Source organism: Dactylosporangium sp. NPDC000521, assembly GCF_042898305.1.
Classification (GTDB): Bacteria; Actinomycetota; Actinomycetes; order Mycobacteriales; family Micromonosporaceae; genus Dactylosporangium.
In genome coordinates, this window is the sequence record NZ_JBIAYW010000001.1 from 87763 (window position 1) to 112875 (window position 25113).

23 protein-coding genes and 1 pseudogene are annotated in these 25113 nt (G+C 69.8%); 14 read left to right on the top strand and 10 right to left on the bottom strand.

Translation table 11 applies throughout. The features are described 5' to 3' along the window. The first annotated feature begins 245 nt into the window (after positions 1–245). Positions 246–959 carry a response regulator gene (locus ACFY3L_RS00435; RefSeq protein WP_389316797.1) on the top strand — a complete coding sequence of 238 codons (714 nt, stop codon included), beginning with the start codon at positions 246–248 and terminating at the stop codon, positions 957–959. Positions 960–1090: 131 nt separating this feature from the next. Here ACFY3L_RS00435 and ACFY3L_RS00440 read toward each other — a convergent pair whose 3' ends face one another. The 3 genes from ACFY3L_RS00440 to ACFY3L_RS00450 all read right to left on the bottom strand — a co-directional run bounded on the left by ACFY3L_RS00440 (position 1091) and on the right by ACFY3L_RS00450 (position 6847). After that, complete coding sequence (locus tag ACFY3L_RS00440; RefSeq protein WP_389316800.1) at positions 1091–2710, bottom strand: GTPase domain-containing protein; 1620 nt, start codon at positions 2708–2710, stop codon at positions 1091–1093. Further along, positions 2707–6483 (bottom strand): GTPase, encoded by a 3777-nt coding sequence (locus ACFY3L_RS00445; protein WP_389316803.1) that lies wholly within the window; start codon positions 6481–6483, stop codon positions 2707–2709. Before ACFY3L_RS00445 ends, ACFY3L_RS00440 begins: the two co-directional genes overlap by 4 nt. Positions 6484–6679: 196 nt before the next feature. Then, positions 6680–6847, bottom strand: coding sequence for a hypothetical protein (locus ACFY3L_RS00450; protein WP_389316805.1), 168 nt, complete (start codon positions 6845–6847; stop codon positions 6680–6682). 159 nt (positions 6848–7006) lie between these two features. Between ACFY3L_RS00450 and ACFY3L_RS00455 the strand changes: the two genes are divergently transcribed. Next, positions 7007–7342, top strand: coding sequence for a cellulose binding domain-containing protein (locus ACFY3L_RS00455; RefSeq protein WP_389316808.1), 336 nt, complete (start codon positions 7007–7009; stop codon positions 7340–7342). A 155-nt stretch (positions 7343–7497) separates the two neighbouring features. On the opposite strand, the gene ACFY3L_RS00460 is transcribed toward ACFY3L_RS00455, so the two are convergent. After that, positions 7498–7779, bottom strand: coding sequence for a DUF4190 domain-containing protein (locus ACFY3L_RS00460; protein WP_389316810.1), 282 nt, complete (start codon positions 7777–7779; stop codon positions 7498–7500). Continuing rightward, positions 7776–8111 carry a hypothetical protein gene (locus tag ACFY3L_RS00465; protein WP_389316813.1) on the bottom strand — a complete coding sequence of 112 codons (336 nt, stop codon included), beginning with the start codon at positions 8109–8111 and terminating at the stop codon, positions 7776–7778. Before ACFY3L_RS00465 ends, ACFY3L_RS00460 begins: the two co-directional genes overlap by 4 nt. Positions 8112–8898: 787 nt before the next feature. Between ACFY3L_RS00465 and ACFY3L_RS00470 the strand changes: the two genes are divergently transcribed. The 5 genes from ACFY3L_RS00470 to ACFY3L_RS00490 all read left to right on the top strand — a co-directional run bounded on the left by ACFY3L_RS00470 (position 8899) and on the right by ACFY3L_RS00490 (position 13681). Further along, complete coding sequence (locus ACFY3L_RS00470) at positions 8899–10113, top strand: hypothetical protein (protein ID WP_389316815.1); 1215 nt, start codon at positions 8899–8901, stop codon at positions 10111–10113. Between the two features lie 370 nt (positions 10114–10483). Further along, positions 10484–11347: a WXG100 family type VII secretion target gene (locus ACFY3L_RS00475; protein ID WP_389316818.1), complete on the top strand. Its 864-nt coding sequence runs from the start codon at positions 10484–10486 to the stop codon at positions 11345–11347. A 35-nt stretch (positions 11348–11382) separates the two neighbouring features. Then, positions 11383–12009, top strand: coding sequence for a hypothetical protein (locus ACFY3L_RS00480; protein ID WP_389316821.1), 627 nt, complete (start codon positions 11383–11385; stop codon positions 12007–12009). Between the two features lie 178 nt (positions 12010–12187). Then, positions 12188–13132, top strand: a complete 945-nt coding sequence (locus tag ACFY3L_RS00485) for a hypothetical protein (protein ID WP_389316824.1) — start codon at positions 12188–12190, stop codon at positions 13130–13132. Between the two features lie 186 nt (positions 13133–13318). Beyond that, a complete protein-coding gene (locus ACFY3L_RS00490) occupies positions 13319–13681 on the top strand; it encodes a DUF6401 family natural product biosynthesis protein (RefSeq protein ID WP_389316826.1) in 363 nt (120 codons plus the stop codon). A 146-nt stretch (positions 13682–13827) separates the two neighbouring features. On the opposite strand, the gene ACFY3L_RS00495 is transcribed toward ACFY3L_RS00490, so the two are convergent. From ACFY3L_RS00495 to ACFY3L_RS00505, 3 genes and pseudogenes are all read right to left on the bottom strand, one after another. Continuing rightward, positions 13828–14163 carry an STAS domain-containing protein gene (locus ACFY3L_RS00495; protein WP_389316829.1) on the bottom strand — a complete coding sequence of 112 codons (336 nt, stop codon included), beginning with the start codon at positions 14161–14163 and terminating at the stop codon, positions 13828–13830. Positions 14164–14300: 137 nt separating this feature from the next. Then, positions 14301–14708: an ATP-binding protein gene (locus tag ACFY3L_RS00500; protein ID WP_389316832.1), complete on the bottom strand. Its 408-nt coding sequence runs from the start codon at positions 14706–14708 to the stop codon at positions 14301–14303. 575 nt (positions 14709–15283) lie between these two features. Next, positions 15284–15450, bottom strand: a pseudogene (locus ACFY3L_RS00505) (transcriptional regulator); the annotation flags it as partial. Positions 15451–15625: 175 nt separating this feature from the next. On the opposite strand from ACFY3L_RS00505, the gene ACFY3L_RS00510 reads away from it, so the two are divergent. From ACFY3L_RS00510 to ACFY3L_RS00535, 6 genes are all read left to right on the top strand, one after another. Next, positions 15626–16396, top strand: a complete 771-nt coding sequence (locus tag ACFY3L_RS00510) for an SDR family NAD(P)-dependent oxidoreductase (RefSeq protein WP_389316834.1) — start codon at positions 15626–15628, stop codon at positions 16394–16396. Positions 16397–16457: 61 nt separating this feature from the next. Then, positions 16458–17480: a zinc-dependent alcohol dehydrogenase family protein gene (locus ACFY3L_RS00515; RefSeq protein ID WP_389316837.1), complete on the top strand. Its 1023-nt coding sequence runs from the start codon at positions 16458–16460 to the stop codon at positions 17478–17480. An 11-nt stretch (positions 17481–17491) separates the two neighbouring features. Continuing rightward, complete coding sequence (locus tag ACFY3L_RS00520; RefSeq protein WP_389316839.1) at positions 17492–17887, top strand: cupin domain-containing protein; 396 nt, start codon at positions 17492–17494, stop codon at positions 17885–17887. A gap of 199 nt (positions 17888–18086) precedes the next feature. Further along, positions 18087–18476 carry a hypothetical protein gene (locus tag ACFY3L_RS00525; protein WP_389316842.1) on the top strand — a complete coding sequence of 130 codons (390 nt, stop codon included), beginning with the start codon at positions 18087–18089 and terminating at the stop codon, positions 18474–18476. Beyond that, positions 18473–19432, top strand: coding sequence for a hypothetical protein (locus ACFY3L_RS00530; RefSeq protein WP_389316844.1), 960 nt, complete (start codon positions 18473–18475; stop codon positions 19430–19432). The genes ACFY3L_RS00525 and ACFY3L_RS00530 overlap by 4 nt, the downstream gene beginning before the upstream one ends. Beyond that, the gene (locus ACFY3L_RS00535) at positions 19432–23346 is read left to right on the top strand and encodes a CHAT domain-containing protein (RefSeq protein ID WP_389316847.1); all 3915 of its coding nucleotides are present in this window, start codon (positions 19432–19434) and stop codon (positions 23344–23346) included. The genes ACFY3L_RS00530 and ACFY3L_RS00535 overlap by 1 nt, the downstream gene beginning before the upstream one ends. A gap of 308 nt (positions 23347–23654) precedes the next feature. Here ACFY3L_RS00535 and ACFY3L_RS00540 read toward each other — a convergent pair whose 3' ends face one another. Then, positions 23655–23909 (bottom strand): hypothetical protein, encoded by a 255-nt coding sequence (locus ACFY3L_RS00540; protein WP_389316849.1) that lies wholly within the window; start codon positions 23907–23909, stop codon positions 23655–23657. A gap of 48 nt (positions 23910–23957) precedes the next feature. Continuing rightward, entirely contained in the window at positions 23958–24632 is a 675-nt protein-coding gene (locus tag ACFY3L_RS00545) for an alpha/beta hydrolase (protein WP_389316852.1), read from the bottom strand. A 109-nt stretch (positions 24633–24741) separates the two neighbouring features. Here ACFY3L_RS00545 and ACFY3L_RS00550 point away from each other — a divergent pair, with 109 nt between their 5' ends. Continuing rightward, positions 24742–25077, top strand: coding sequence for a winged helix-turn-helix transcriptional regulator (locus ACFY3L_RS00550; RefSeq protein ID WP_389316854.1), 336 nt, complete (start codon positions 24742–24744; stop codon positions 25075–25077). The last annotated feature ends 36 nt before the right edge of the window (positions 25078–25113 follow it).

Sequence of the window (25113 nt, forward strand, 5' to 3'; positions counted from 1 at the left end):
AACCTAATCTGGGCGCCGCAGCCGATCGGTCGCGTGCCGGAGCTTCTCCGTGACTCCTGGCCGCAGGTACGCGGAGCGGCTCACACCCCTGGTCTGGTCGCGCCGTGGATTCCTGGGCCGAGCCGGCGTCGCCCGGCACGCGGTTGACGAGCTCGGCGGAGATGCGTGGCTGGTTCAGCCCGGCGGCGACAGCCGGAGATGCGGTCCTGTCGCACGCCCGCTGACCGAACAGCGGAGGTCGACTGATGATCCGAGTCCTGGTCGTGGAGGACGACTTCCGGGTCGCGAAGGTCCACGTGAGCTACACCGACCGGGTCCCCGGATTCCGGGTCATCGGAACGGCCCTGACGGCGGCCGACGCGCGCCGGATGCTCGCTCATGAGCAGCCTGACCTGATGCTGCTCGACACCTACCTGCCTGACGACTCGGGACTCGCGGTGCTGGCGGAGACCGACGTCGACACCATCATGTTGACGGCGATGTCCGACGCGGCCGCAGTCCGCAAAGCGTTCGCACACGGGGCATTGAACTATCTCCTCAAGCCGTTCACGGCGGAACAGCTGGTGGACCGCCTCACCGCGTACAGCCGCTACCGCGCGGCGCTCGCCGTGTCTGCCAACGGCACGTTCAACCAAGAGGAAATTGACCGATGCCGACGCCATCTCCACTCTGGTGACCGGACGGTCACGCCAAAGGGGCATTCAAGCGTTACCGCCCGGCTCGTGGCGGAACGGCTCCAGGCGCTGCCGCACACCGCGCGAACCGCCGCGGAAATCGCGGCCGAACTCGGCATCGCGCGAGCCACCACGCAACGCTATCTCGCCGTCCTCGAGCAGGACGGCTTGGCGCTGATGAGCCTGCGCTACGGCGCCACCGGCCGGCCCGAACATCTGTACCGCTGGAAGGGGCCGGCCGGCGGCGACGATGCTGTACCTGGGCCAGGCGGTCCAGGACGCTGACACGCGGACCGGCCCCGGCGGGTTCCCGATCGTCATCGGGGTCGTCGCGGCCGGGTTCTGGGTCGGGGTGTGGCGGCTCCGGCCGGGCCACTGATCTCGGCGCGGGCCGGTCACCCCGGGGGCCCATTCGCTTACGCGTCTGTCTCGAGCGGCGGCACCGGACCCCCTCGAAGGAGGCTCTCGCCTTCCGCCACAGCCGCTCGTAGCTGCTCGACGAGCTGGCGCAGGCTCCTGTCGAGATCGACCTGGTCACTCGTTTCCGCGTCGATCGTCGCCCGGACGTCGTCGACGAACGGCTTCCACGCATCGTGAGCGTGCCGCGTGCACTCGGTGACGACCTGGTGAAGCTTCTCGGCCGCCGTCTTGTCCTGGTGCAGGCGTGCGCGATCCGCTCTCAGTTCGCCGATGACGTTCGCCAGGTAGACGGCAAGGGGGAGCGCGGCTTCGGCGACGCCGATGTGCCGTCCCAGGTCGCTGGGCGCCTTCGCCGACTTGGCCGTCCCGCCGGCGGTCGGACCGGACGCCTTGTTCGCTGCCTTCAGCACACCGATCAACATGGTCCCTACCGCCTGGATATGTCCTGCGGCAACGCCGGGTGCTGCCGGGGCTGTGGCGGCGTCGTTCCCGGACCCGAGTGCCGCGACCAGCGAAGCGAAGCCGGCCCAGGAGGGATGGGCGCGCTCCCGCTCCTTGGTCTTGCGGATCGACTGCCGCAACCGCTGGACGCGGATCTCGTGCTTGGTGAACCACTCGTCGAGCGTGCGCTGGATCTCGGCCTGGAGCGCATCGGTGCCGGAGCCCGGCTCCCACGACCGCCGCATCACCTCTTCGACGAGACCGTCGAGGCTGGCCAGGGCTGCCCGGTCGAGCGTGTCGAGTTCGCTCTCCCATGCGTCGCGGCGAGCGACGCCACGGGCGGCTACCTCGGCACGTGCCGTGTAGTCCGCCAGTTGCCTCCGCAACTCGGTCACGGTTTCGGCCAGGATCGCTGTCCAGTACCGCTGCCCGGCCGCATGTCGCCATCCGGGCAGGGCCGAAGGGGACACCGCCGCAACCGCGTCCGCCAGGTCCTTCATGCCGTCCCAGCCACGGAAGTCGTCCCAGGTCTCCCGGCCGAGGTCGGTGTCCTGCCCCGCCGTCTGGAACGGGTCCTGCGCGACGACGAACACCGGTGTCCTGTCGTCCAGTTCGAGCGATTGCCGCAACTCGCGAACCTTGCGATCACCCAGTTCCCGGTACTGCGCGAGGTCGTACTCCGGGTTCACGCCAGTCTCGTCGAACCGCGAGATGACGTACCACGTCGTCCCCAACGGCCATCCGTGCGCGAACAGCTGCCGCAGCACGTCACGTTCGGCGGTCGCCAGCTGCGGAGTCAGCACCACGATGCCGACGTCCGTGAGTCCGACCGCCGCCATCGCCCGGCTCGAATTGTTCTGTGCGCGGATGTCGGACGCACCGACCGCGATTCCGGGAGTGTCGCGGATGATGCACCCACCGACCTCGACGTCGTTGACCTCGAAGGTTTCGTGGCGTGCGCTGATCGTGAGCCAGCCGGGAACGTCACCGCCCGCGTCGACGATCAGCCGGCGGAGCAGCGAGCTCTTGCCGGTGTCGTAGGAGCCGAAGAGGGTCACGACCGGTCGGTCCAGCTTCTCGAACGCGTCCCAGCCGTCAATGTACTGCCCGGCCAGCGATCCTCCGGGAAGTCTTCCCAGCCAATCCCGCACCGCATCGATGTCGACCACGGTCATGCGTTCCCCTCCGGTGTGCCGGTCAATTCGTCCGCGGCCGCGATCAAGGCCCCGGCCACCTCCGCCTGTGCTCTCGCGGAGTCCATCCGTTCCCTGATCGACGAGTCGAGTTCGAGGTGCTCGTCGAGCAGTGTCTCGAGCTCCCCGCTCCGCTGTTCGAGGTACCCGACGGGACCCTCGCCCTGCTCACCGCGCATGATCTGTTGGACGATCTCCGCGGCCGCTCTGTCGATCTCCTGCAACGCCGACTCCTGCTGGCGCTTGTGCTCTCCAGCCTTCCGGCTGTCATTGACCATCGCTGCGGTGTCCACGGCGGCGGCGACGGCCCCGAGGACGACACCGACCTTCGCGACGTTGGCGCCGCCCTTCACCGCGCCCCACGGCTTGAACTTGTACTTGAACAGCTTGCCGATCGCGTAGACCGCGTCCCGCTGTCCCAAGGCTTTCGCAAGTCGCGCCGCGTTACCCGCGACGTTGCCGGCGGTCCCGGCCAGATCCTCGTGCCAGGCGCTTCCCTGGGCCTTGAACTCTGCCGCGAACTCGGGTGCCACCTGGAACTCGGCAGCGCGCATCTCACGTCCGAGCGCTGAGATGTGATCACTGTGCCACTCGTCCAGCTTGCGCGCCGCGTCGGCAAGGTACCGATCGAGATCGGCTTCGAACTGCGGGTCCTTCCACCAGGACTCGACAAGGTCCGTCAGCTTCTGGCCGTCTTTCCGGTCGAGTTCCGCGACTGCGGATTTCGCCGGTACCACGTGGCGGTCCACCATGCGGCGGGCGTCCTCTCGCAGCGAGCCTTCGAGGACCACGGCGTCCTTCACCGCGGCCCGGAGGGCAGCGATCACCGGCTCCGAGCGACGCAGGCGTTCCGTGCCGTCGGTCTGCACCTGGTGCAGCGCGTGCTGGTGACGCTTGAGGTCGGTGACCGCCGCGTCGAAGGCAGCCGACGATGCCGCGGCGGACAGTTGCTCGTCGGAGAGGCCCGACATGGCGCTCGTCAGTGCGGTCACGCCGTCCCACGACCGGTGCTCGTCGAAGTCACCGGGTGCTGCCGCCGGATCGCCCCCGACCAGGCCGAACGGATCGCCGGACAAGCAGTGGATCCGGTCGACCCCGACGTCGATGGCGCGAGTGGCGAAGGCCGCCCGCAGCTCCTCGCGTTTGCGGTGCTGCCGGTTGAGAAACTCCTCGGGTGCGGTCAGCGGATCCTCCCCGCCCAGCTCGTCGCACCGGTTGATGAGGAACACCATCCGCACGCCCTTTGCGGCCATCGTCTCCGAGCCGCGCGAGAGCTCCTCCAGGATGGAGGTGTTGCCGATCAGCAGGTTGATGTGGAGGACGACGAACACGAGAGCGGCCTCGGTGATCGCCTCGAGCGCTGCGGCGTCGTGCTCGTGGTGCCCGCTCTGCAGCCCCGGTGTGTCCACGAGATCGAACCGGGGCAGCTGGTAGCGGCTCGTGGCGGTGGTCGCGGGCAACGCCCGGATGTCGATCGCTGCGCGCGGTTGCCGGCCGCTGTCCACCAGGATCCGATGGATCAACGACGACTTTCCCGAGTTGTAGTCGCCGAGGACGGCGAGCGCTGGTCGCGCCCCGTCGACGCGCCAGAAGGTTCGCGCGATGTCGAACAGTGCCGGGTCGTGCCGGGCCGCGTCCTCGAGGGTGTCTCGCCACGCGTGGATGTCTGCCGCCGGCGGTGTGCTCCACGCCGTGGCTATCGCGCGCGTCAGCCGGTCGCGGTTCTCCTCGCGGCGCCTCGAGTACACCTCGTGGACGGCATGGTCGATCTGCGCCGGCCGGTGGTCGATGCCGGACTCGAGCCAGTCCTCACCCAGCAGCGCCCGGGTCAGCTTGGCCCGGGTTCGCCCCACCCGGCGCTGCGCCCGCAGCAGGACGTCGGTCACCGCGGGGGCTGGGCTGATCGAACCGGCGTAGGTCTGCAGGCTGTCGACCAGCCGCAGGATCCGGCTCTGCGCCAGGCGAAGTTCGATCGCGGTGCGGAGCGCCTCGCCGACCGCAGGAGCCAACGACGTCCACGCCGCTCTCCGGCTGTCGAGGACGAGGGCGTCCTCGACAGCGGCGAACGTCTGATCCACCGCGCGATGGCTCCCTGTGATCGCCTGAGCCTTCGCTTCCCGTGCCTCCGCCGACGCCTTCTCGCTCACCTTCTTGCCGAAGTGCTGCTGGACCTGCCCCACGATCCCGACGCCCACGGTGGCTGCGCCGATCACCCAACCTACGGGGTTCGAGAGGAGAGCGGCTGCCACCACGGGCACCGCGAGGGCGCCCGCACCCACCGCGATGCCTGTCCCTCTGAGGACGCCACCCGTCGCGCCGCCGCCCTCGTCGCCGCGGATCGTCGCCGTGTGCAGTACCGCCGGCCCGTTGTCGAGTGTCTCGAGGTCCACCGCGATGTCAAGCTCACGCCGCAGGAACGCCAGGCGATCCGCCCACACGGCTTCCACCGCGGCGGAGACGGCGCCGTGGTCGTACACGGCCTCCGTGAACGCCGGCTCGTCGATGGCTGTGCGCGACTCGAACGCCTTCCGGATCAGGTCATCCGTGTTCGCCTTCGCCTGCCGGTGGCATCCGGCAAGGTGCGAGGCGGCGAGGTGCCGGACGAAGCGGTCCAAGGTCCCCATGGGCGGCGACGTGTACGGGCGCCCCCTGGCCTGCTCGGACACGTCGATCAGATCCGCGCTGAGCGCCGCGTCCTGCAGCCACGTGGCACGTTCGGCGCCTTCCGGATAACCCAGCACGCCGAACAGCGACTCGACCTCGCGTTCGAGGGACTCCGCTTCCTGCACGATCTCGGCCGCCAGGCCTTCGAGCTCGCCGATCCCTCGGCGGCACCGTGAACGGACGTCCTCGCGCAGCGCGGTCAACCGGAGGTCGGCGCCGCCTTCCGCGATCGAGGCGACGATCAGGCGCTCCAGGGTCCCGAAGTTCGACCAGCGCTCGAGGTAGTCCTTCCCGAACTCCTCCCGTTGTCGGTGGAAGGTCTTCTGGAGCAGGTCTGGGCCGTGGAAGGGAGTCGTGGCGCGCGCGAACAAGGCCCGCTGGCTGTGGATCGCGACGACCGGTGTGTCGGGCAACCCGATCTGCTCGAGGTGAGCCCGAATGTTGTCGGTGTGCTGGCGTACCGCTTCGGACGGACTCCTGCGGCGAGCCTCGGGGACTATCGCGGGGTGGCGCCAGCGCGGGTTGCGGACGTTGAGGACGGCCACTGCCGGCTTCCCGTGGTCGCGGATCCAGGCGGCGACTTTCTCGAACTCCATCTCCTGCTGAGACTGGGTGTCGAAGCACAGCAGCACGATGTCCGCGATCTCGACTGCCTGGCGGGCCTTGGCCTCGAGATCGTCGCGGTTCTCGGTCCGTCCCCAGCCGTTGATCCCGGGTGTGTCGAACAGCCGGCAGTCCCGCCACTCGATGGGACACACCTCGGTGGTCCAATCGCTGTCACCTGGTGAGACGTACGCCCCGTCGAGCCGGCCGAACGCCGACAGCAGGGTGCTCTTTCCGGCGCCGGTACGTCCGAAGAACGCGATGTTGAACGACCCGAGCGACTCACGCTCACGGTCGAGGTGACGTCGCAGCTCGCCCGGAAACCCGCGAGCGAAGTCGTCCAGCCGGGTGATCAAGTCCGACGAGGGCGGCGCGCCGCGCTGCCCTTGCGCGAATGCGCCGGCCAGGTCGTCCGTACTGGCGTCCAGACGCGCCAGTTCCACGTGCCCCTGCTCGACGGCCGATCGAACGGCCTCCTCGAGCGACACCACCTCTGTCGTCAACTCGTCGTCACTTCCCGGAGGACCGGTGGGGTTGGCTGCTCGTCCAGGCCGGCAGCGGCGCCACTGATCGATCGCTGTCGTTCTGCAGTACGTTCGGGAGTCGCCACGTCACGCCAGCAACCGTAGAGGCCACATCCACGGATCGGGAGCACTGACCGGTCCCGAAGGCTCGACGTTCGGCTCACCTGATCCAGATCACCGCATTCTTCGCGACCATGAGCTGCCCTCGCCTTCGCCAGTCCACGGCCGGCCTGCCCTCCAGCACCGTGTGCTGTCTGACCTCGCAGTACCACCCTGTCGTCACCGACTCGCTCCAGCGCTGGCCGGTGACCCACAGCTGCATTCTCATCCACAGCTCATTCGGCCCCAAACGATCCTCCCACCGCATGAGATTCGATACGGCAGGCCGGTTCGCAACAACGGGTATCCGCTGCGTGGAGGAGGGCTATCAAGCCAATTCCACCTACCGATCGGTGGTGTGCGCCGCCGAGATCCCACTGCCCAGGTCATGCTCATCACCACCGGCTCGTACGCCGTGGACATCGCCGGCAAGGGTTGCACGGCCGTCTACAGCACCGTCAAAAGCTGGGAGGGCGGCTTCCAGGGCGAGGTGACCGTGAAGGCGGGGAGTTCGCCGATCACCGGGTGGGCGGTGAAGTGGTCGCTTGCCGGCGGCCAGACCGTCTCGCAGGTCTGGAACGGCAAACTCACCACGAGCGGGTCGAACGTCGCCGTCGCCAACGAGAGCTACAACGGCACGGTGGCGGCCGGGGCATCCACGACCTTCGGGTTGCTCGGCACCGGGACCGCGACCACACCCACGCTGACCTGCATCAGCGCATAGCACACTGTCCGCCCGGCGCCGCGCCACGAGTGTGGCGGCGGGCCGGCACAATCTTTGACGGTGTCAACGGCGGCTGGGGTCTCAGTCCCGGCTTCGGCCAATCGCGGCTCGAGGTACGGCCCGAGGAGGTCCTGCGTGCGTTCCTCTGCCGGGGTTCAGCTCGCTCCGTTGAATCCGCCCAAAACCATGGTGCCGACAAGGCCGCACCACACGATGATGAACAGCCCGTAGATCACGCTGAGGATCCAGCCGGCGATGACGCCTACGTTGGCCAGTTCGATCCCGCGTTCTCCGCTCTGCGCGATCTGCGCCTTGGCCTTGTACCCGAAGTAGATCCCCAGCGGCGGGAAGACGACGAAGGCGAACACGGCGGCGAGGATGGCGTACGTGTTCACGGGCGGAAGCGGGACGTACTGGTACTTCGGTGGTTCGGTCATGTGTCCGTCAGCTCCCTTCGGGGGGTGTTCACGCGATCATGGTCCGGACAGTATTGCAGCTTCTTGATCACCAGGACATCGATGTTTGCGGCAGGGCGCGGCGTCCCCTGACCGCAGGACAACGGCCGAGCGCCCGGCACCGGTGAGGGCAGCCACTGCCCGGCGCCGGCCTGAGCCTGGCCGGTGCCGGCCCACAGCAGCGGGGACCGGAAGCGGTCGGCTACAAACGACCCGGCAAGAACAGGTAATAGCCGAGGGAACAGCAATCCGACTATTGCGGCGCCTGCTGCAATCGCGATTGTTCGTTTACCGGCCGGCATCCGGCCCTCCATGCGTGGGAGGATCATTAACGCATCGTTCAGCAGTCGGGTCGGGCGACCCGGCACAAATAGGCACGCAAATGACGAGCGTCGGAAATGGTGCCGTGCCTGCGCCGCCGTGGCATCCGCCGGCCCGGTCCGTTCCGGGCGCTCAGCGCCACCAGTCGCATCTTGGGAGTGGTTCACGGTCCAGTGGAATCGCGCGACCATGACAAACGCCAACTGTCCACCGCGCCATGAGTCGAATTGCAGGTACGGGGATGGAGCCATCGGGCGGCTTCCGGGAACTTGATCGGTGGCGGGCCAGATCACACCTGCTGGTACTAGGCCAAACGGCTACGTGGCTGTATGGTTTGCGGCATCGCGGAAACGATGAGGATCATCGTCTACGGCCGTACCTCAAACGTGATCTGGGCCACTCCATGCCTGCGCCGAAATGCCCGATCCGGGGCTTACGTGGGCTTTTTTAATCGTACTGCCTCTTAGCCCTGACTTAAGAATGCTAAAGGTAGCGGTTCATCGACCCTGCGGGGGTGCATTCCCTCGGCAAGCCGTGGCATGCTTTCGACCGGAATGGTTACGGCAAGGTCTCGGACGGCGCCAAAACGCCGGTCATGACGCGGCCAATTCGGGTTCGCCGGAATGGGCAAACGCGTTACCGCAGACACTGGAAAGTTGCAGTTAGGGACTGGAATCCCAGCCGACTTTCATGCCGACAAGCTCAGACAGGCCAAAAGCTCCGACAGGCCAATGGCCGTCGACTGACGGATGTCGACTGACCGGGAGGATTTCCCTCAGCATGAACCCGCACTCCATCTCGCATGACTCCGCCGACGGGATCGCCAGCGTTCCCGCGGACGGCTCCCCGTTCCACCCCGCACAGACCATCGCGCAGGCCGCCGCCGGCCGCGGCCCGCGGCGCCGTGCGGGTGTCGGCATCGTGGCGCTGGCACTGCTCGCCACCGGTGGCCTGACCGCGTGCAAGGACACCATCGACCTTGGCGCCCTCCCCGCCTACGGCGCGCAGCCCGGCGCCTCCGCCAGCACGGGCGTCGGCCCGTCCGCGTCCGCCGGTGTGGGTAGCCCCTCCGCTTCGGCTTCGGCCTCCGCTTCGGCCTCCGCTTCGGCTTCGGCCTCGGCCACGGCCTCTGGCTCCGCATCCGCCACGCCGACGAACTCCAGCACGGCGACGCAGGGCGCGGGCGGCAACCCGACCTACACGGTGGCCGGCTTCCCCGCCGCCCACAACACCGGCTATCCGCAGGGCCTGCCGGGCGACACCCGCAAGAAGGTCACCCTCACGCCGTACACCGGACCGATGACCATCACGGTCGCCGGCACCGTCATCGATGGCAAGGACATCAACGGCCACCTGGAGATCAAGGCCAAGAACGTGACGATCCGCAACAGCCGGATCCGCGTCGCGAACGTGCAGGCCGTGACCTCCACCGACGACAACGCCAACCTGCGCATCGAGGACACCGAGATCGACGGCCAGCGCAAGGACGCGTCGACCGGTGGTATCTCGCTCATCGGCCGCACCGGCTTCACCCTGCTGAGGGTCAACGCCCACGGCTCCGGCGACATCCTGCGCATCGACGGCCGCGGCACGGTCCAGGACTCCTGGCTGCACGACCCGGCCGGCGTCGGCTCCGCCCAGCACAACGACGTCATCCAGTCGACCAACGCGACGTACATCCGCATCCTGCACAACCGGCTGGACAACCAGAACACCCAGACGTCCTGCATCCTGCTCAAGGCGGACATCGGCCCGATCAGCGACGTGGTCGTCGACAGCAACCTGATGAACGGCGGCGGCTACTCGTTCTACTGGTACGACGCCGGCTACAAGATCACCAACGGCAAGGTCACGAACAACAAGTTCATGCGGGCGCCCACCGGCGGCTACTGGCCCAAGGGCGGCTACTACGGCACCCAGGCCCTGAACGCGTCGACGCTCCCCACGTGGAGCAACAACTCCTGGAACGACAACAACCAGCAGATCGGCAGGTAAGCCGGACGGGCTTACCAGTCAGGGGGCGCGACCCGGGACTCCGGGCCGCGCCCCCTGACTGTCAGGCGGAGCGGGAGTTTACGAGAGCCGTACTCCTGCCGCGATCGTTCCATCAGGTTGGTCTTCCGGGCGGTCGGGTGGGTGGGCGCGACGCTGGCACGGGTCGGAGCCGTCGAGCCGTCAGGCGTCGCCGACTCGCAGCCGGACGTGTCGCATCCAAAGGTGCCGACGTCCCGGGGAACCGCGTGACAAGGGCTCCGGGGCGGCTAACGTCGACCCCGCCGACCACCCCGCCGCGAGCGACCGGCACGGCGGGCGGGGGTGCGGCGGATCCAACCGATGTGGTGGACAGGAGCACTGCATGGCGCGTATGTCCGGAGCCGATGCCGACGAGCTCGAACGGCTCGGGCACCGCATGCAGGAGGCAGCCGACCGGTTGGAAGTGATCCGCAACGAGGTCGCCTCCGCGTTCGCCCGTACGCACTGGGACGGCGACGACGGCCAGCACTTCCGCGACCTGTGGCAGCACCGGCTGTCGGGCCTGCTGCGCAACGCGGCGGTGGCGACCCGCGGAGCTGGTGCCGTCGCCGTGCGCAACGCCCAGCAGCAGCGCTACGCCAGCGGCGACGACGGCTCGGGTGGTCCGGCCGGGCTCGTGCCGTACACCGGCGGCATCTGCAAACCGGTCGACAAGGGCGGCTGGGGCTGGAAGGAGTTCAAGGACGCCTTCGGTATGGCGCTCGGCGGGGTGACGACCACCGTCGAGAAGCTCGACTGGAAGAAGGTCAAGACCTTCGGGAAGGTCGCGAAGACCGTCGGCACGGTCGGCGACTACGTCGGCGGAGCCATCGATCTTGGGTCCTACGTGCACGCCGTGTTCACCGGTGACGAACGGGGCCGGAAGATCGCCGCCGCGGACCTCGCCGCCGACGTGCTGTTCCCGGTCCTGGAGACGGGCGCGGTCGCGGGCGGGGTGGCCGCCGGTGGGTTGATCGGCGGACCGGTCGGCGCCGTCGCGGGAGGGGTTGGCGGCTACGCCGCCGTGGCCGGCCTCGAGGCGTACTGGAACTTCAAGGTCTCCGACGACTTCAAGGAAGTCGTCGGCGGTGCCGTGGAACGCCAGGCCGTCCGTCAGATCCTCGGGCCGTACGCACCCGCGGTGGACCTCGGCGGGGCGGTTGCGGGCATCGCCTCCGGCGGGATCAACAACGTCAAGAAGCTCTTCGGTCGGTAGGCCGGTTCATGACCACAGAAGGAGCGGTACCGGCCGTGGCCGAAAGCACGTTGATGACGTTCGCCGAGCTCGAGTTCCTGCTGCGCTCGGCCGCCGGGACGAACCAGGCCGCTGTTGACGCCGTCCGTACGCGGCTGGATTTGCGGCCGGAGGCGGCGGGCGACGTCGTCACGGCAGCCGGGGTGGCGTCGCTGCTCGCCCGAGGACTGTGCACGGAACGCGGCGGTGACGTCGTCCCCGGCGAGCAGGTCCTCGGGGTCGTCGCGGCGCTCGCGACGTGGCACACGATGTCGGAGGCGGCCGGCTGGATCGAGGGGCAGCCGGCCGTGGTGCACCTGTTCAGCGGCACCACTGCCCGGCTCGTGGTCTCCCCGGGGAAGTTCGGGCTGTACAGCGTCGAGCTCGTCGATCCGGCCGAGTCGCTCGCCACCCCCTTGATCCGATTCTTCGATCTGTGCACGGCGGGCCAAGGCGAAGCCGCGGTGGTGTTCCGCTCGCGCAAGGGCGACGAGCCGGAGGTCGGGCTCGCCGCCGCCCGCAACGCCGAGGGGCAGTGGCTGCTGTCGGACACCGTCGACAGCCCCGACGAGGGCAGGCCGTCGAGCCGGGACGCCGTCGCCGCGCGGCTCCTGGCGCTCTACGGCGACAAGGTCGGTGTGTGATGGTGGGCCGCGACCCGATCCGGTTCAGCCGCCACGGACGCTCGCTCGATGGCCGTCTATTGGCGACTGATCCCACCGCTTGAATGGGCGACCTGCCGTTTCCGGCCGTCCGGGGAGGGTATGGCGATGACACTGACCGGCGTCAGTGCCGGCGTCCCCCCGAAGAAAGAGCATTGTGATGCCTGAAACCTTGGCGGGTGCGAGTGTCGACGTGGGCGGAGCGGTCACCGACGCGCTGCGCTCGGTGGCGGTGTTCGTGCCCAAGGCGCTGTTGTTCGTCGCCATCCTCGTCGTCGGCTGGCTGGTGGCGCGGCTGCTGCGCACGGCCGTGGACAAGATCCTTGAGCGGGTCGGGTTCGACCGGCTCGTCGAGCGCGGCGGGATCAAGACCGCCCTCGCCCGGTCCCGCTACGACGCCTCCGACATCGTGGCGAAGCTCGTCTACTACGCGGTGCTGCTGTTCACGCTGCAGCTGGCGTTCGGCATCTGGGGCCCGAACGCCGTGTCGACGCTGATCGCCGCCGTGATCGCCTGGCTGCCGAAGGCGTTCGTCGCGATCCTGATCGTCGTGGTCGCCAGCGCGATCGCCGCCGCGGTGAAGGACGTCATCTCCAACGCCCTGGGCGGGCTGTCCTACGGCCGGACCCTGGCCAACATCGCCTCGGTGTTCATCATCGGGATCGGCGTCATCGCCGCACTCAACCAGATCGGTGTCGCGACCACCGTCACCACCCCGATCCTGATCGCCGTGCTCGCCACCGTGGCCGGCATCCTGATCGTCGGTGTCGGCGGCGGGCTGATCAAGCCGATGCAGGCCCGCTGGGACGGCTGGCTGAACAAGGCGGCCGAGGAGTCGGCCCGCGTCGCCGAGCACGCCAAGGCGTACTCCGCCGGCCGGAGCGACGCCGACCAGCTCCTCACGCCCGCCGCCCAACCGGTCGCTCAGCCGGCCCCGGCTGCCGCGTACCCCGCCACGAACCCGGCCGTGAACCCGGCCGGCTACGAGGCCGGGCACGGTGCCCACGCTGCCGCGCCGGCCACGTACGCGCCGGGCACGTACCCGCCGCCGGAGCAGCAGCGGACCCAGATCGTGCCGCCGACGGACGGCCAGTACCGGTCATAGACGACCGGCCACGAGGCGGCGCTGTCCGATTCGGGCAGCGCCGCCCGCCGTCGTGCAGCCGTCGGCCGTTTCGCGCACGGCGGTCGGTCGCTCGGGTCGTATGAGGGGGTCTGAACGGGTGCAAGTCGGGCGCACCGGCTGACATGGGGTTCGTTCCGCGACTGAGCGGGCATACAGTCGGTGCTCATGAAGCGCCGCACCGCCGTTCCGACCAGTGACCCGACACTCGCCCGTGAGCTGCTCGAACGGCTGGCTGCCCGATTCGGCGACGCGGGTCTGGAGGCGGCTGCCGAGCTGCCCGGCCTACTTGCGGCGGTCGACCAGCACGCCGCCGCGGTACGCGCCCGGGTCGCCGCCGGCCCCGCGATGCTCCTCGAACTGGCCAGCTACGCCGACGGCCTCACCGACCGCGCCGCCGAGCTCGGCTGGCAGGCCCCGGACCGGGCCGCCGCGTGGCACACCGCAGAACCGCTGACCGTCCGACTGCTGGCTGTCTGCGCCGTGTACCGCTGGACGGCCGAGGCGGACCGAGCGTCCAGCAGCGCGTAGCAGCTACCGGACCCAGCTCCCGACTGGGGGCGGCGCAGTCGCGGTGCGCCGCGCACCGGCAACCGGCCGAACTGAGCCCTGCACGCGAATCCGGTGTCCGTGCCTCCGCCGTCCGGGCGCGCCGGCCCGGGCAGCGCGGACGTGGCTCAAGCCGTGGCGGGGCCGGGCAGTGCGTCGATGATGGTGAAGAGGCGGTCGAGGGCGGTCAGCCGGAAGATGCGCAGCAGCCGCTCGTGCGGGACGACCAGCGTCAGTCCGCTGCCGCGCTCCTCGTGCAGGCGCTTGTGCACGCCGACGAAAACGCTGAGCGTGGTGGAGTCCAGGAACGCCACCCCGGTCAGATCGACGGTCAGCGCCGCCGTGCCGTCGTCCAGGCGGGCATGGAGGAACTGCCGCAGCTCGGCGCTGTTGGCGACGTCGAGTTCGCCGGTGACTGCCACCACGGCCGGCGAGCCTGGTGCGGAGGTCACGGACAGCTGCATGGCGGGCTCCCAACGGGCACCGGCGGACGCCACATCGTAGCTCTCGCGGCCGGGCGCGCCGGGGTTGCTGCCGGGCTTGGGCGCGTCGCGTGGTGACGATGCCGAGCTTCGGGTCGTCACCACGCGTCAGGCGTGCATCACAGCGGAAGGTCGAGCCACACATCCTTGCCGTCGTCAGGGCCGGGCGACACACCCCAGTCGACGGCCAGCCGACCGAACAGGACGGTGCCGCGGCCGCGCTCGCTGGCAGCATCGGCAGCAGGCGGCCGCCACGGCTCGACCGGCGCAGGGTCGTGCACGACCATGTGCAACACCCGCCTGGTGCAGCAGACCGCGACCCGATCGACGCTCCCGGCGTGCTGCAGCGCGTTGGCGGTGAGCTCACCGAGCAGCAGCTCAGCGTCATCGAGCAGGTCCGGCCGGGGCGGCTCGTCGATCAGGTCCGGAACGACACGCCTCAACCAGGCACGGGCCTGCGCCGCCACGGCGATGTCGTCGGGACACGCCGGACGCCACCGCGCCTCCCTCCCAAAACCTTCGGCCATCGTCGCCTCCTCACCATGCCCTCTTCCCACCTGGTACCCGAATCGGATTCGACATATCCAGCCGGAGTCGCGCGATGCAGCAGGGCCGACCGATCGGGCGTAACCGTCAATGCCGATGCATAAGTCTCAGGAGGACGGGTACGCCGGACAGCACGCCGCCGGCTACCGGTTCCGCAAACCCGTCCCGGCGACGCGCGTTGGGCCGGTCAGCCACTCGCTGACCGGCCCGAACGCCAACTCGGCAACGCACCGCTCGAACCCCGGTGTGTGAGGATGGGCCGATGATCATTGCTCGGCCTGGATGCCTGCCGGACCCGGGACAACGCGCTGCTGCTCATGGAGCTGGAAGACCTCAATCCCTTTCTGTCCCTGGATCGGGTCAGCCCTGCATCGCGTGATCGGTTCGTCGAAGCCATGACGAGCTCGGTTCTGCGGCTGGCCGGGAAGTCGCCGGCCCGACCCTGACGGGCCCCGGAGACTCCCCGCATGTCTTGGTCAGCGACGTCATGGCAGGTCTTGTCGGCGAGTCGCCGCGGTCGTCGCTGCGCCGGAGTGGTCGGCGGCGGTCTGGGTGGTTCGAGTTTGGCGTAGTACTCGATGCTCACCCCGGCGAGCGTGGCGACCTCGCTGCGGCGCAGCCCGGGCACGCGGCGGTTGCCGGTGTCGGGCAGCCCGGCCTGCTGCGGGGTGAGTTTGGCCCGGCGGGAACGAGGAAGTCACGGACCTCGGCGCGATTGTCCATGGTTTCGACGGTACGACCTGGCAGCGGGCCGCTGGGGTGCCCTGGTAGTACACCTCTCGCCAGTGACTCCCCGACGGCCGCCGGATCGGGTTGGCTGGTGTTGTGGCCGTCGGCGGCATACCGCAGCAGCGGGGCGTCGGGACACGGCCGCACTGCTAGCTGAGAGGTCTGCTCGATGACGAACCCCACGTACGATTTCACCGGCCAGGTCGCCTTCGTCACTGGTGCTGGTTCCGGCATGGGTCTGGCGACTGCCCGGGCGTTCGCCGAGGGCGGCGCCGCGGTCACGCTCGCCGACGTCGACGAAGCCACCCTGCAGACCGCCACCGGAACGCTCCGCGACGCCGACCATCAGGTGCTGGGTGTGCTGTGCGACGTTGCCGACGAGGCGAGTGTGGCGGCCGCGATCCGGGCGACGGTCGATCAGTTCGGCCGGCTCGACATGGCGTTCAACAACGCCGGCATCCAGGCGCCGCCGTGCGACGCCGCCGACGAGCCCGCCGAGGTCTTCGACCGGGTCAACGCCGTCAACCTGCGCGGCGTGTGGGCCTGCATGAAGCACGATCTCGCCCAGATGCGCGGTCAGGGCAGCGGGGCCATCGTCAACTGCTCCTCGCTCGGCGGTCTCGTCGGCCTGCCCGGCCGCGCGGCCTACCACGCCTCCAAGCATGGTGTGCTCGGCCTGACGAGCAGCGCCGCGCTCGAGTACGCGCCGCGTGGCATCCGGATCAACGCGGTCTGCCCCGGGACGATCGCCACGCCGATGGTCACCGACATGCTCGACAAGGGTGAGCTCGACCTCGCCGAGGCAGTGGCCAACCAGCCGATCAACCGTCTCGGCGAGGCCGAGGAGATCGCCGCCGCCGTGCTGTGGCTGTGCAGCCCCGGCGCCAGCTTCGTCGTCGGCGTCGCCCTGCCCGTTGACGGCGGCTACACCGCCCGCTGAAGCCCGGGCTTCGGCACCGGCTGAGATCACCGCTCCACCGAACCGAAAGGAAACACCTCCCATGCGAGGAGCCATGCTGTACGCGCCCGGTGACGTCCGCGTCCAGGAGCGCGAAGATCCCCGGATCGCCGAGCCGACCGATGCGATCATCCGGCTGTCCGCTACCTGCGTCTGCGGCTCCGACCTGTGGCCGTACCGCGGGATCGAGCAGGTCGACGGGCCGGCGCCGATGGGCCACGAGTACGTCGGCATCGTCGAGGAGGTCGGCGCCGACGTCCGTACGGTGCGGCCCGGGCAGTTCGTGGTCGGCTCGTTCTTCGCGTCCGACAACACCTGCGAGATCTGCCGGGCCGGCTACCAGAGCTCGTGCGTGCACAGGGTCGGCGTGGGCGGGCTCGGCGCGCAGGCGCAGTACCTGCGGGTCCCGCTCGCCGACGGCACCCTCGTCGCCACCCCGGACCTCCCCGCCGACGACCTGATCCCCGGCCTGCTCGCCGCGTCGGACGTCCTCGGCACCGGCTGGTTCGCCGCCGTGGCCGCCCAGGTCGAGCCGGGCAAGACCGTCGCGGTCGTCGGTGACGGCGCCGTCGGCCTGCTCGGCGTCCTCGCCGCCAGGCAGCTCGGCGCCGAGCGGATCATCGCCATGAGCCGGCACGCCGACCGGCAGAAGCTCGCTCTCGCCTACGGTGCCACGGACATCGTCACCGAGCGCGGCGACGAGGGAGTCACCCGGATCAAGGACCTCACCGGCGGCCTCGGCGCGCACTCGGTCATCGAGGCGGTCGGCACCCAGGAGTCCATGATGCAGTCGATCCGCGCCACCCGTCCCGGCGGGCACGTCGGCTACGTCGGCGTCGCCCACGACGTCGCCCTGCCCGGCGCGGAGCTGTTCTTCTCCCACGTCCACCTGCACGGCGGCCCCGCCCCGGTACGGCGCTTCCTGCCCGAGCTGATCGACCTGATCGTCGAGCGGACCATCGACCCGGGCCAGGTGTTCGACCTCACGCTGCCGCTCGACCAGGCCGCGGAGGGGTACCGGGCCATGGACGAGCGCCGCGCGATCAAGGTGCTGTTGCAGCCGTGAAGGAGCAGGAAATGATCACTCGAAGTGGGTCACAGCCGTCCACCCCGGGTCCCGCCGAGTGCTTCACCGGCGAGGTGCGGATCCAGCCGCTGTTCGGTGCGGAGGACGCCGCGCCGTACACGGGTGCGGTCGTGACCTTCGCGCCGGGCGCCCGGACCGCCTGGCACGTCCACCCTGGCGGGCAACGCCTCGTCGTCACCGACGGCGCCGGCCGGACCCAGCAGTGGGGCGGTCCGGTCGAGGAGTTCCGCGCCGGGGACGTGGTGTGGTGCCCGCCGGGCGTCAAGCACTGGCACGGCGCCGGCCCGGACGGCCCGATGACGCATCTGGCGCTCACCGGCATGCGGGACGGGCAGGTCGTCGAGTGGCTCGAGCACGTCACCGACGAGGAGTACAACGCGATCTGAACCCCGCTCACGGCCGGGCGGTACCTCAGCGTCTCGCCCGGCCGACACTGATCTCCGATGCGGTTCCTCGAGCCGGACCTCATCATGGGAGGCACCGCCACACCGAGGCGTCCGTCTTCGTCAATGAGCCCTCTGGCCGATCCACTCCGTGTTCCCCGCGTGACACGGTAGTGCATTATCGGCATGGGGAGAGGGTTCGATGGTGGCGGGTGAACCGTTCCGGATGCTGGTGGATCCGCTCGCGACGGGCCACTGCGACCAGTGGTTGGACTTGCCGGAGACATCACGGGCCGGGGACGCGGCCGCCCTGCTCGACCTGCTGTTCGGCACCGACGACACGCTGGACCTGGTAGTGCTGCGGGTCGGGACTGTTCGGCACGGAACGGCGAGCCGCAGGCTGCTTCGCGGCGGCGCCAAAGGGATTGACGACGCCGCCGGCCAGACGCTGCCCGGCCACCCGAGGTATGAGCTCATCGATTGGCGCTGCCCGGTCTGCCAGACCTTGGTGTGGCGGATCCACGCCGACCCACGGCGTCCGCCAGAGTGCCCGGAGGGCTGCGGCCCGATGGGGATGCGGCGGACGGGATGAGCTTCGATTCGGTCAAGTCTGGTCTGGACAGCCTGTCGAACCGGTTCCTGCAGGTGAGCTTGCTGCCCGCGATCACTTGTACTCTGCTGCTGACAGCGCTCGTGCTTGCCGGCGCCCCGAGTGCCAGGCTCGACTGGACCGCCGCATGGCGTCGGCTCACCGGCGCGTCTGCGGGCCAGGTAGTGAGCGTGGCTTTTCTCGGACTGCTTGCCGCGCTTCTGCTCAGGCCGCTGCAACTCGCCGCCGTACGCGCGTTCGAGGGGTATTGGCCGGTTTGGCTCCGGCCGTTGGGGGTCCCGGCGCGGGCGGTGCATCAGCGCCGGCGCGCCCGGCTGGTCAGTGCAGCGGAGCGGTTGCCGAGTCACCCGGACGCCCCTGGGGCGGAGGCGATGGTGCAGGCCGCGGGGCGGGCCGGTGCGCTGCTGCGCCAGCGGTACCCCGACGACGCCCGGCTGCTGCCGACCGCGCTGGGCAACGTGCTCGCAGCGGCCGAGGAACGGGCCGGCGCGGCGTACGGGTTCGACGCGGTCGTCGCCTGGCCCAAGCTCTACCCGTTGCTGCCGGCACCGACCAAGGCGATCGTGGACGACCGGCGCAACACCCTCGACGCGGCGGTGATGATGGCCGCGGCGCTGGCGGTTGCCGGCCTGGCAGGGTTCGTCCTGCTGCTCCCGTCCGGCTGGTGGCTCCTGCTCGCCGCAGTGCCGTGGATTCTCGCAGCGGTGACCTACCGGGGCGCCGTCGAGGCGGCGGCGGGGTACGGCGAGGCCATCGACGCGGCGTTCGAGCTGCACCGGTTCGAGCTCTACGCGATGCTGCGCCTGCCGCTTCCCGCAGACCGCGTCGCCGAGGTGAACGTGAACCAGCGGCTCGCCCTGCAGTGGCGGCAGGGCGTGGTGGACCCGGCCCCGCAGTCGTATGTCCACCCTGGATCGTCCGTCAGGTCGGAGGCGTGATGCGTCTACCGTGGGACGACGGCGACATCGAGGAACTGCTGGCGTCGCTGCGCGCCCGGATCCGTGCGCTGGAAACGGTCGGCGACGGTGAGCCCGTCCTCGATCCGGAGGGAACTGAGGAGGCCGAGGAACTCTGGCACGCCGTGTCGTTCCTGGAGCCCGCCCAGCTGCTGGTCGCGACCGTCATCGGCCGCCTGCATTGGTACCGGTATCTGCTGCTGCCCGAGGGTGAGCAGACGCAGGACCTCGTCTCGGGTGAGTTCCTGACCGGCTTCGTCCGGGAGCGTGCCCCGCAGCTGCTGCCAGAGCTGGTGCACCCACTCGTCGGGTACGACGGGCCGGGGCCGGCGGTGTGGCTCCGGCAGGGCAGCGCGCTGCTGCATCAAGGGCTGGTGGAGCGCCCGGCCGTCCTCGACCGCGCGATCGACCTGCTGCGCCGGGCCACCGCGGAGCGAGCCGGCCCGCCGACCGCGGTGGCGGCCGGGTTGTCCAACCTGGGCGCCGCTCTGCAGGATCGGTACCGGCGTGGTGGCAACAAGACCGACCTGGACGAGTCGATCGAACACCTCTGGCGGGCCGTCGCCACCGCGGAGAGCGACGATCACAACCTCGCCGGCTACCTCGGCAACCTTTGCGCCAGCCTCTGCATGCGGTACGAGCGTGGCGACGCAGACCGCGGCGACCTGGACGCGGCGATCGAGGCGGGCGAACGCGCGGCCGCGCTGGTCACGGACGACCATCCGTGGCGCGAGTCGATCCACCGAAACCTGCGGAGCGCGCGGCGGCTGCGGGACGGTGGCGGCGCAGGGGCGGCCCACAGCCGGCGGTTATCGTCCGAGGACCTGAGCGAGGTGGGCGAGCTCGGCGTGATCGGACTGCGCCTTGCGATGGGTTCCACCAACCCGCGCACCCTGGAGCAGGCCATTGACCTGCTGCGGATGGCGACCGCCGTCGACACCGGGCATCCCAACCTCGCCACGTATTTTTCCCGCCTGGCGGTCGGGCTCGGCATCCGCTATGAGCGCGAGCGCCGCCGCACCGACCTCGACGGTGCGGTCGCGGCCGCGCAGCGCGCGCTGGAGCTCACCCCGGCCGGCGACGCGGAACGCCCGGAACGGCTGATCAACGCCAGCAACACCTGGCAACTGCGCTACGAGGTCTCCGGGCAGGTCGGCGACCTCGACGCCAGGATCGGCCTTCTGCGTGAGGCCGTCGAACTCGACCCGGACCCGTCGATGCCGTGGGCGAACTTGAGCAATGCCCTGTTGATCCGGTTTCAGAGCGAGGGGCACTCGGAGGACCTCGACGCCACGATAGAGGCTGCGCGCCGGGCCAACGACCTGCTCAGCAAGCGCGACAGCGACACCGACCGCGCGCTCGCCCTGTCGTGCCTCAGCGACGCGCTGTTCGCCCGCTTCGAGCGGAGCGGCCTCGCACAGGATCTCGATGACGCGGCGGCGCTGGCGCGGCAGGCGGTCGAGGCGCTGCCGGACGGCCACCCGCAGGCCGGGCGCTACGTCGCCGACCTGGCCCGATTCGCCAGGCTGCGGTTCGCGCGCACCGGCGCGATGGCGGACCTGGACGACATGATCGTGGCATACCGGCGGTCGGCCCAGGTGACCCCAGACAGCTGGGCCGACAAGCTGCGTGGACTCTCGTCGCTGGCAACGCAGCTGCTGATCCGGTACGACCGGACCGGCGTGCCGGACGATCTCAGTGAGGCCGTCGCGGCGGCCGAGCAGGCGGTGGCCTGCGAGTCGCCGGACCCCGGACTCCAGGCCGAGGCGCTGACTGTGCTCAGCATCGCCCTGCGCCACCGGCATCGGTCCGTGGCGGCCAGCGCTGACCTGGACCGGGCGATCCTTGTCGCCCAGCGTGCCGCCCGCGTGGTGCCCGCCGGCGAACGCCGCGGTCCTGTGCTGGACGCCCTCGCCAACGCGCTGTTCATGCGGTACATGTCGACGAACGCGATCGCGGACCTCGACGAGGTCGTGGCGGTCCGGCGTGCTGTCCTGGCCACCCGGGCCGAGGGTGCCGCGCCGGACGGTGCGGCGCTGCACAACCTGTCGGTCTCACTCCGCTTCCGCTTCGAGCGCACCGGCGACGTCGCCGACCTCGACGAGGCGATCGAGGTCGGCCGCGCCGCCGCGGACGTCGTCGACCACGACCCAGGCCGCGAGAGTCGACTGTGGACCCTCGGCATCACGCTGCGCACAAGATTCGACCACCTCGGCGACCGGAGGGTCGCGCAAGAGGCGATTACGTTGTGGCAACGAGTCTGCGGCGATGTAGCCGTTTCCCTGCAAACGAGGATCTACGCCGCCCGCGACTGGGGCCGGATGGGCGTACAGCTCGGCGACTGGCCGGGCGCGCTCGCCGGCTACACCGAAGCGATCCGGCTGCTTCCGCTGCTCGCCTGGTGGGGAAAGGGGCGGGCGGCCAACGAGGACGTGCTCGGCACCATGGAAGGCCTGGCCGGCGAGGCCGCCGCGGCGGCGGTCAACTGCGACCGGCCAGACGATGCGGTACGCCTGCTGGAGCAGGGCCGGACGGTGCTGTGGTCGCAGCTGCTCGACACCCGCACCGACCTCGACGCAGTCTGGACAGCCGCACCGGAACTGGCCCGGGAGATGGTCGACATCCGAGCGGTCCTTGACGCGAACACCGACGACGCGACCGCCGACAGCGCGGCCGAGCCGCAGCGAGCCGACGCCGGGCAGCGGTTCGCGCTCGCGTCCCGGTGGCAGGAGATCGTCGCCGAGGTACGCCAACGGCCCGGGCTCGAACACTTCCTGCTGCCGCCGGCACTGGACACCCTCCTGCCACCGCCAGACACCGGGCCGGTCGTGATGGTGTACACCAGCCCGTGGCGGTGCGACGCGCTGGTCGTGCGGCACAGCGGTGTCCACGTCGTCCCGCTGCGCGCGCTCACTGCCGCCGACGCCGACCAACACCTGGGCGAGTACCTCGACGCGCTGGGCCGCTCGGAACGGGAACGCACCGCTGCCGCCCGGCTTTCGGCCGAGATCGCGGTGAACGACCTGCTCGGCTGGGCCTGGGACACGATCGCCGAGCCCGTCCTGGCCGCGCTGGATGTCGGCCGGCACGAGGACGACGGCCGACCGTGGCCACGACTCTGGTGGTGTCCAAGCGGACAGCTGCAGCTTGTGCCGATCCATGCCGCCGGCAAGCACGAGCAGCCCGGCGAAGCGGTGCTCGACCGGGTCGTCTCGTCGTACACGCCAGGGTTGCGCGCCCTCGCACGGGCCCGCACCGATCCGCGGACCCCGGACACCGCGCACGACCTGCTCAGCGGCGAGCGTCTGCTGATCGTCGCCATGCCCACGACCGGCGACGACCGGAGCCTGGACCTGCCTGAGGTCCGGCTGGAGCGTGACCACCTGATCAGCCTGCTGCCGAGCGACAGGTGGACGCTCCTTGAGGGCACTGATGCCACCCGGTCCCGTGTCCTGGCCGCGCTGGGCGACTGCGGCATGGTCCACTTCAGCTGCCACGGCCAGCAGAACCCGCAGCGGCCGTCCGACTCCGGCGTGGTGCTCGACGACGGGACACTCACCGTCGCGGACATCGCGAACGCCCCGCACGACAGGCGGCTGGCGGTGCTCTCCGCGTGCAAGACCGCGACGGTCGGCACGGACGTAGCCGACGAGGTGGTGACGCTGGCCGCTGCGCTGCACTACTCCGGATGGCGTCACGTGGTCGCGACGCTATGGTCGGTCTGGGCCGACGCCGCCGCCGACATCACCTGCGACCTCTACACCCACGCCGCGGCCGGTGGCCGGCTTCGCCCAGACGCTACAGCCCTCGCCCTGCACGAAGCCATCCGCCACGACCGCGAACACTCGCCCGACCACCCGACCCGGTGGGCACCGTTCGTCCACATCGGACCGTGACTTCGAACTCCGATACCACGACCAGCCCCCTGACCACCGTCAGCAATTCCGTCCACGGCGTGTCCACCGATCCGTCGTCGTCGACGTATTGCCGGGTATCAGGTGGTGAGCTTGAGAAACGCAGCCGAGGTTCTGACATGTCATCAGGTAAGTACACAATTCCGATCGGAAATATGCATCATAGTTCTATTCGACCGGTCCCGAATTCCTAGGTGCCTCGCTGTTCCACGGCGTCGACGAGCGGGTGCCGGTCGACGGCCTCGAGTTCGGCGTCCGGGTGCTGACCCGGTTCCTGCTCGCCAGTTGAGTCACCGGCCGGCCCGCCGGCCTCGCGTGCCGTGGTGAACTGGTCCAGGTGCGGGCGGCGCCGACGAACTCCAGCGGGCTGTGCCAGCGAGTACTCGACGTGCGGCGGGTTGGTCCGCAGACCCCTCCGGGCCATGCAGCCCGTCGCGCTGCATGGCCCGGAGGGTTTCGCGGAGCACCGTCGGTGTGACGGCGCGCAGGAGCACCTGCGGCTCGGTGAACCGTTGCGGCCGGTCGGCGAGGCAGACGACGACCATGCCGGTCCAGTCGCCGGCGACTGGACCGGGGCGGGACTGGTTTGCTCCTCAGTGCACCTTGAGGAGGAGTTCGGTGAGCTCGAAGGGCATGGTGATCATGCAGTCGTGGCCGGTCGGCAGTTCCCACACCTCGTCCTGCGGGGGCACGGGGCGCCGCGGCGGAGCGTCGGTGGTGCAGTGGATGTGGGTACGTGGGATCGCGTGCGCGGCCGGATTGTCGAAGGCGACCGGCTGTTGCAGGCAGCGGACCGGTTGGTCGGACAGCATCGTGTCCAGCCAGGCGAGGTCGGCTGGTTCCGTGACGCCGAAGGAGCGGGACATCGGGGGCAGGCGCCATGGGGTGTCGGTCTGTGCCGCCCGGTCGATGAGGTGTTGGGTGGCCGGCATCACGTCGACGGCGCTTTCGCCGTCGTGGGGGACCATGGCATCGAGGAAGACGAGGCGGGCGATCTTGTCTGGTGTGCGGTTCGCTGCTCCGGTGATGACCATGCCGGCGTAGCTGTGGCCGACGAGGATGACGTTGTCCTGGTCGTCGAGCAGGCGCACGACGTCGTCGACATGTGTGTCGAGTCCGACCTCGGGGCTGAGGAGGTGGATGCGGTCACCGTAGCCGGTCAGGGTCGGTGCGAGAACCCGGTGGCCGGCGGCGCTCAGTAGCGGCACGACGCGGTCCCAGGCCGCCCCGCTGTGCCATGCGCCATGGATGAGGACGTAAGTGGACATGCCTGTCCTTCGCTGTGAGAGTGTTCGTTGGAAGCTCCTCATGTTCTGACGGATGTCACGCACCGGGCAATCAGGCACATTCCGGTGCCTCGGTTCTCTGGAGGTAACCATGCGCAGCGGATGTCGCCCGCTGATCGAGGACAAGTGGTCACTGCTCGTCATCTCGATGCTGGACGCGGGGCCGAGACGGTTCAGTGAGCTCAAGCGCGACCTGGACGGCGTCAGTCAGCGGATGCTGACCGTCACCCTGCGCAATCTCGAACGCGACGGCATCCTCGTCCGTACCGTGCTCGAGGTCATGCCCCCGCACGTCGAGTACCGGCTCACCGAGATGGGCGTCACTCTCCACGAAGCGGTCAAGCCGATGATCGCCTGGGGCAGCGAGAACGTGGCCCGGGTGGAGCGATCCCGTGCGGCCTACGACACCCGGACCCTCGTGGAATGACGCCGAGCGGCGACGCCGTAGCCGATCAATACGCGT

Excerpts from the sequence above, each read along its gene's own strand:
- ACFY3L_RS00440 (WP_389316800.1), bottom strand. The coding sequence starts at position 2,710 with ATGACCGTGGTCGACATCGATGCGGTGCGGGATTGGCTGGGAAGACTT.
- ACFY3L_RS00550 (WP_389316854.1), top strand. The coding sequence starts at position 24,742 with ATGCGCAGCGGATGTCGCCCGCTGATCGAGGACAAGTGGTCACTGCTC.
- ACFY3L_RS00530 (WP_389316844.1), top strand. The coding sequence starts at position 18,473 with ATGAGCTTCGATTCGGTCAAGTCTGGTCTGGACAGCCTGTCGAACCGG.
- ACFY3L_RS00465 (WP_389316813.1), bottom strand. The coding sequence starts at position 8,111 with ATGGAGGGCCGGATGCCGGCCGGTAAACGAACAATCGCGATTGCAGCA.
- ACFY3L_RS00520 (WP_389316839.1), top strand. The coding sequence starts at position 17,492 with ATGATCACTCGAAGTGGGTCACAGCCGTCCACCCCGGGTCCCGCCGAG.
- ACFY3L_RS00490 (WP_389316826.1), top strand. The coding sequence starts at position 13,319 with ATGAAGCGCCGCACCGCCGTTCCGACCAGTGACCCGACACTCGCCCGT.
- ACFY3L_RS00535 (WP_389316847.1), top strand. The coding sequence starts at position 19,432 with ATGCGTCTACCGTGGGACGACGGCGACATCGAGGAACTGCTGGCGTCG.
- ACFY3L_RS00460 (WP_389316810.1), bottom strand. The coding sequence starts at position 7,779 with ATGACCGAACCACCGAAGTACCAGTACGTCCCGCTTCCGCCCGTGAAC.
- ACFY3L_RS00485 (WP_389316824.1), top strand. The coding sequence starts at position 12,188 with ATGCCTGAAACCTTGGCGGGTGCGAGTGTCGACGTGGGCGGAGCGGTC.
- ACFY3L_RS00500 (WP_389316832.1), bottom strand. The coding sequence starts at position 14,708 with ATGGCCGAAGGTTTTGGGAGGGAGGCGCGGTGGCGTCCGGCGTGTCCC.
- ACFY3L_RS00515 (WP_389316837.1), top strand. The coding sequence starts at position 16,458 with ATGCGAGGAGCCATGCTGTACGCGCCCGGTGACGTCCGCGTCCAGGAG.
- ACFY3L_RS00545 (WP_389316852.1), bottom strand. The coding sequence starts at position 24,632 with ATGTCCACTTACGTCCTCATCCATGGCGCATGGCACAGCGGGGCGGCC.
- ACFY3L_RS00475 (WP_389316818.1), top strand. The coding sequence starts at position 10,484 with ATGTCCGGAGCCGATGCCGACGAGCTCGAACGGCTCGGGCACCGCATG.
- ACFY3L_RS00540 (WP_389316849.1), bottom strand. The coding sequence starts at position 23,909 with ATGGTCGTCGTCTGCCTCGCCGACCGGCCGCAACGGTTCACCGAGCCG.
- ACFY3L_RS00435 (WP_389316797.1), top strand. The coding sequence starts at position 246 with ATGATCCGAGTCCTGGTCGTGGAGGACGACTTCCGGGTCGCGAAGGTC.
- ACFY3L_RS00525 (WP_389316842.1), top strand. The coding sequence starts at position 18,087 with ATGGTGGCGGGTGAACCGTTCCGGATGCTGGTGGATCCGCTCGCGACG.
- ACFY3L_RS00495 (WP_389316829.1), bottom strand. The coding sequence starts at position 14,163 with ATGCAGCTGTCCGTGACCTCCGCACCAGGCTCGCCGGCCGTGGTGGCA.
- ACFY3L_RS00450 (WP_389316805.1), bottom strand. The coding sequence starts at position 6,847 with ATGAGAATGCAGCTGTGGGTCACCGGCCAGCGCTGGAGCGAGTCGGTG.
- ACFY3L_RS00470 (WP_389316815.1), top strand. The coding sequence starts at position 8,899 with ATGAACCCGCACTCCATCTCGCATGACTCCGCCGACGGGATCGCCAGC.
- ACFY3L_RS00510 (WP_389316834.1), top strand. The coding sequence starts at position 15,626 with ATGACGAACCCCACGTACGATTTCACCGGCCAGGTCGCCTTCGTCACT.
- ACFY3L_RS00455 (WP_389316808.1), top strand. The coding sequence starts at position 7,007 with ATGCTCATCACCACCGGCTCGTACGCCGTGGACATCGCCGGCAAGGGT.